The sequence below is a fragment of the Vibrio sp. 10N.222.46.A1 genome, assembly GCF_041473595.1.
GTDB lineage: Bacteria > Pseudomonadota > Gammaproteobacteria > Enterobacterales > Vibrionaceae > Vibrio > Vibrio tasmaniensis_A.
In genome coordinates this window covers 1-4,597 of sequence record NZ_JBFRSN010000630.1, presented here as the reverse complement: position 1 = coordinate 4,597, position 4,597 = coordinate 1, and the positions used below count along the sequence as shown (strand labels likewise).

The 4,597-nt window shown below is 44.9% G+C and carries 4 protein-coding genes; 2 read left to right on the top strand and 2 right to left on the bottom strand.

The window, feature by feature from the left end:
• On the top strand, nucleotides 1-985 hold a 985-nt coding region (locus AB4496_RS17340; protein ID WP_372131472.1), incomplete at its 5' end, for an HAD-IC family P-type ATPase.
• Nucleotides 986-1,298: 313 nt separating this feature from the next.
• Entirely contained in the window at nucleotides 1,299-2,057 is a 759-nt protein-coding gene (gene udp, locus AB4496_RS17335) for a uridine phosphorylase (RefSeq protein WP_009847163.1), read from the top strand.
• A 327-nt stretch (nucleotides 2,058-2,384) separates the two neighbouring features.
• Here the strand turns inward: udp and AB4496_RS17330 are convergent, their stop codons facing one another.
• Nucleotides 2,385-3,551, bottom strand: a complete 1,167-nt coding sequence (locus AB4496_RS17330; RefSeq protein WP_009847162.1) for a DUF1887 family protein — start codon at nucleotides 3,549-3,551, stop codon at nucleotides 2,385-2,387.
• Between the two features lie 196 nt (nucleotides 3,552-3,747).
• Nucleotides 3,748-4,597, bottom strand: an 850-nt coding sequence (locus tag AB4496_RS17325; RefSeq protein ID WP_372131470.1) for a methyl-accepting chemotaxis protein, incomplete at its 5' end; no start/stop codon positions are given.

Here is a 4,597-nt window from a genome sequence, read left to right as displayed (position 1 = left end):
GGCACTCGAGCAGTTAGGGAAAATTCAAACGATTGCCTTTGATAAGACAGGTACGCTGACTGAAGGTAAGCCTCAGGTTACGGATATTCAACCTCTATCAGGTTGGAAACAAGACGTGATGCTTCGTGTAGTTGGGGCGATTGAAGTTGGTTCGACTCATCCTTTGGCGCAATCGCTTGTCGCTAAAGTTAAAGAGCTGAATGTTGAGATCCCTGAGTCACACAACAAGAAAGCGCTCATTGGTAGCGGTGTTGAAGGCGATGTCGATGGTGTTAAGTATCAGGTTTTATCACCGTCTAAAGTCACGTTCGCTCTTGGACCCGATGTGGTTTCTCAGGTAGAAGCATTAGAAGGCGAGGGCAAGACGGTTGTGGTTGCTCTTGAGCTTAAAGATCTAGAAGAGTCAACAGAACAAGCTACGACTGTGATTGGTTTGATTGCTTGGCAAGATACGTTACGTAGTGACGCTAAGCTTGCGATTGAACGACTTAATGACTTGGGTATTCAATCAATCATGCTCACAGGGGATAACCCACGAAGCGCAGCAGCGATCAGCAGCAAAATTGGTATGCAATATAAAGCGAGCCTGCTTCCAAGTGACAAGGTGTCTTATGTTGAAGAGTTATCTCAACAGTCACATGTTGCTATGGTCGGTGATGGCATCAACGATGCGCCAGCAATGAAAACGGCGAATGTCGGTATTGCTATGGGTGGTGGTACTGATGTTGCGCTTGAAACGGCAGATTCAGCACTGACTCACAACCGTTTAACTGAGCTGCCCGCGATGATTGAATTGTCGCAAGCGACTATGAATAACATTCGTCAAAACGTAGCACTAGCGCTCGGTTTGAAAGGTGTGTTCTTGGTGACCAGTTTGCTTGGTATTACCGGGCTTTGGGTTGCCGTTCTTGCAGATAGTGGCGCGACAGCTCTGGTGACACTCAACGCACTGCGCCTGCTTCGATTCAAGTCTAAAGCGGATTAAGTTCAGCTCTCAGACATAGACACTCTTAATTTTAAAAGCGTCTTATATAAGAAGCATCTCGCATAAAAGCGCCTTTAGCGGTCATACGTTAAAGGCGTTTTTTGTCTCATTAGTATGCAACGCAGCCGTTCGGATTGCTTATTTTTGTGATGCCAATCGGTTTTTCGTGAAACCTGAAATATTGTTGCGATCATTGGTGTGATGTTCGTCACTTCATTTCATTATGAGCTTGGTTAGAGTGTGTTCGTACCCCACGAATTTACTATGAGCTTAAATAAGGGTAAAAAGCCCAATAAGCCAAAAGGAGCGAACTATGTCTCAAGCTGTTTTCCACTTAGGTGTTACTGAAGCAGATCTTAACGGTGCTACTCTTGCGATCATTCCTGGTGATCCTGCTCGTGTGCAAAAAATTGCAGAAGAGATGGAGAATCCCGTATTTCTTGCGAGTCACCGTGAATACACGCTTTACCGCGCAGAGCTAGACGGTAAGCCAGTTGTTGTATGTTCAACAGGTATCGGCGGCCCATCTACTTCTATCGCAGTTGAAGAGCTTGCTCAGCTTGGTGTTCGTACTTTCCTACGTGTTGGGACTACTGGTGCGATCCAACCTCACGTAAACGTGGGTGACATGATTGTTTCTACGGGTTCTGTTCGTCTAGACGGCGCTAGCCTGCACTTCGCTCCTATGGAGTTCCCAGCAGTTGCTGATTTCGAAGTTGCTACAGCAATGAAAGCAGCAGTTGAAGAATCAGGCGCAGCAGTTCACATGGGCGTAACCGCTTCAAGTGACACTTTCTACCCAGGTCAAGAGCGCTACGACACGTTCTCTGGTCGCGTGGTTAAGCGTTTCCAAGGTTCTATGCAAGAATGGCAAGACATGGGTGTTCTTAACTTCGAAATGGAATCTGCAACGCTACTAACAATGTGTGCAAGTTCTGGTTTGAAAGCAGGTTGTGTTGCTGGTGTGATCATCAACCGTACTCAAAAAGAGATACCTGATCACGAGACACTAAAAGTAACGGAAGCGCGCTCAATCAAAGTGGTTGTAGAAGCTGCTCGTAAAATGCTTTAAGTTTTCAAGTGCTTTAAGTCTTAAAACGACTTCAAATTTTGAAAATGGCCACATCGAATGATGTGGCCATTTTTTTGCTTGTTTACAAGTCCTTTGAGCTTTTTACCTTGCGAGCTTTAGACTTTGCAAACGTAGACCTTGTGAGCTCTAAACCTTGTGAACATCTAGATGCTGTAAAGTTTAGACCTTGTTAATACGGGCGGGGTAGTGGATATAAGTCATTTACTACGATTGGCATAATCGTTACGGGTACAAAAAAGGCGAGTGACTTAAGTGGTCATTCGCCTTTTTGTTTTTTGAGAATTCGATATGTTCGAGTTTCTTAAATTAGCACTCTAAATCTTCATCACCACCGGCAGCGGTAAACCATGCCGCGAGATGTGTTTTAAGATCTTTTAATTCGTCAGGGCCAATCAATGCTAGGCCAAGATCTTCTGCTCGTGTGATGTCATTATGACGAAGAGGGCGGAAGCTCACCAACATTGCACGGGCCTGTAGGCCACCTAGCAGGTCTCTGAGCGATTCCAGCTTGTACAAGGTATCATCGCCATCATCTCGCATACCTTTGGTCTTACACTCGATGATGTGCAGCTTATTGTTCACTACAGAAGCAACATCAAGCTCATTACGAACTTCGCGCTCACCGAGCTGACGATAAACCTGAACATTCAAAGAGCGATCTTGAATGGTCGGCATGTCATCTTGGATCTGCTTAACGGTGCTATGAACCAATGTCTCAAGCCATTCGCCGTTTGAGAAGCGTCGCGCGTCTTCATTGGCAAACGTCAAAATACCATTGTCATAAGTGGCAATCTTAGCTTCAACCAAATCGCTCAACAGCATGTTCAGCTCGCGATAACCTTGTTGCTTCTCAGACAAACCCACATCAAGTCTCTGTTCTTTACGGCAGGTCGTTGCAAGGTAGTTCAATGTAGCAAGGCCTGGGCCTAATTCTAATGCGTTACTTGCCCAACGCTCACCCAGTTCATAAAGTTTTTGGTCAAGTTGCGGAGACAGTTGTACATCGCTGAATTCACCACGAGCACCGAATACCGTTAAGTAGTCATCGATAGTGATGCGGTCTTGAACTTGTGCGTCTTCTTTACCATTCGGGTAAAGCCAGCACAGTTTGTCACTGTTTGGTTCAACAACAAAGATTGGCCAGTGGTAAGTACGAAATACTTCGTAGACAGACAGTAGGCGGTGACGAAGGCCACAACTTGCGTTGAGCTTCACTTCTTGTCCCCGAGCTTTTAAGTCTTCTGCAAGGTTTTGGATCGATTCTTTAATTGCAGAGGTGTTTACGATAGTTGGAATCTCGAAAAATTCACTCGTAATATCACGCTTCTGCAAAACGCTGTCTAAGCGTTGATAGATACTGATTTGATTTTTGTCACCGATGAACACGATGTGAGTGCTGATCGTTCGGTTGTCGAGTAGTGGGGTGATCAACCGAATGGGGTCTTGATCGATAATGCCAACATGAACAGCCATATAAATTCCTTAATAGCGGCTCGCTCATAAAGGTGAAAGAAAAACGGGAAGCAGCAAGCCTTTATAATCATATAATGACAAAGCTCATAAAAAACAAGGGCAACCCTTGATAAAAGTTGCCCTTGTTCAATTAGTTATCACTATTGGGTGAGATATCCCAACATTTCAGGTGAATATCTATTGGTTCTTCGTTTACTTATAGCTTGAATTGATGAACTAAATCGCCTTGCTGGTTTGCCAGAATTGTTAGGTTTTGGCTTGCCTCTGCAATTGATGACATCGCTTGATAACTCTTATCAGCAATCTGGTTGATGTCTTCAATGTTACGCGCGATATCACCCGAAGTTTCACTCTGCTCAGCCGCGGCTTGAGAAATGTGCGTACTCATTCGACTGATTTCTAGAATCAATGCCTGAATTTCTTCCATAGCACTATTAGCACTTGAAGCTTGTTGAACCGACATATCCATATCGCTCATGCAGCTTTCAATCACATTGCTTGCTGTTTTAGAACTTGATTGTAGGTTACTGATCATGGTCTCAATTTCAGACGTCGATTGAGTTGTCTTTTGTGCCAGTACTCGGACTTCATCTGCAACTACAGCAAATCCACGGCCTTGTTCACCTGCGCGCGCGGCTTCGATTGCTGCGTTGAGTGCAAGTAGGTTGGTTTGATCTGCAATACCACGAATAACATCGAGGATAGAGCCAATCTGGCTACTCATTTGTTGTAGCTCGCCTACAGCACCCACGGATTCAGTCAGGCGCACCTCAAGTTGATTAATGGTACTGATGTTGGTGTTCATGACCTGACGACCTGATTCAGAAGCCGATTCTACTTGTTGAACCATAGTTAACGAGCTTTGCGCGCTGTTTGCTACTTCTTGTACAGAGTGAGACATTTGTGTCATTGCCGTTGCGACAGTTGCTGTTTGTTCACGCTGGCTGTTCAATTGAGCCTGTGTCTCAGAAGAGGTTTTTTGGTTTACGCTTGCAGTATTGGTTAGGTCATCTGAAGCGTCATTCAGTTTCACCAGAATATTGTGC

Excerpts from the sequence above, each read along its gene's own strand:
- AB4496_RS17330 (WP_009847162.1), bottom strand. The coding sequence starts at position 3,551 with ATGGCTGTTCATGTTGGCATTATCGATCAAGACCCCATTCGGTTGATC.
- udp (WP_009847163.1), top strand. The coding sequence starts at position 1,299 with ATGTCTCAAGCTGTTTTCCACTTAGGTGTTACTGAAGCAGATCTTAAC.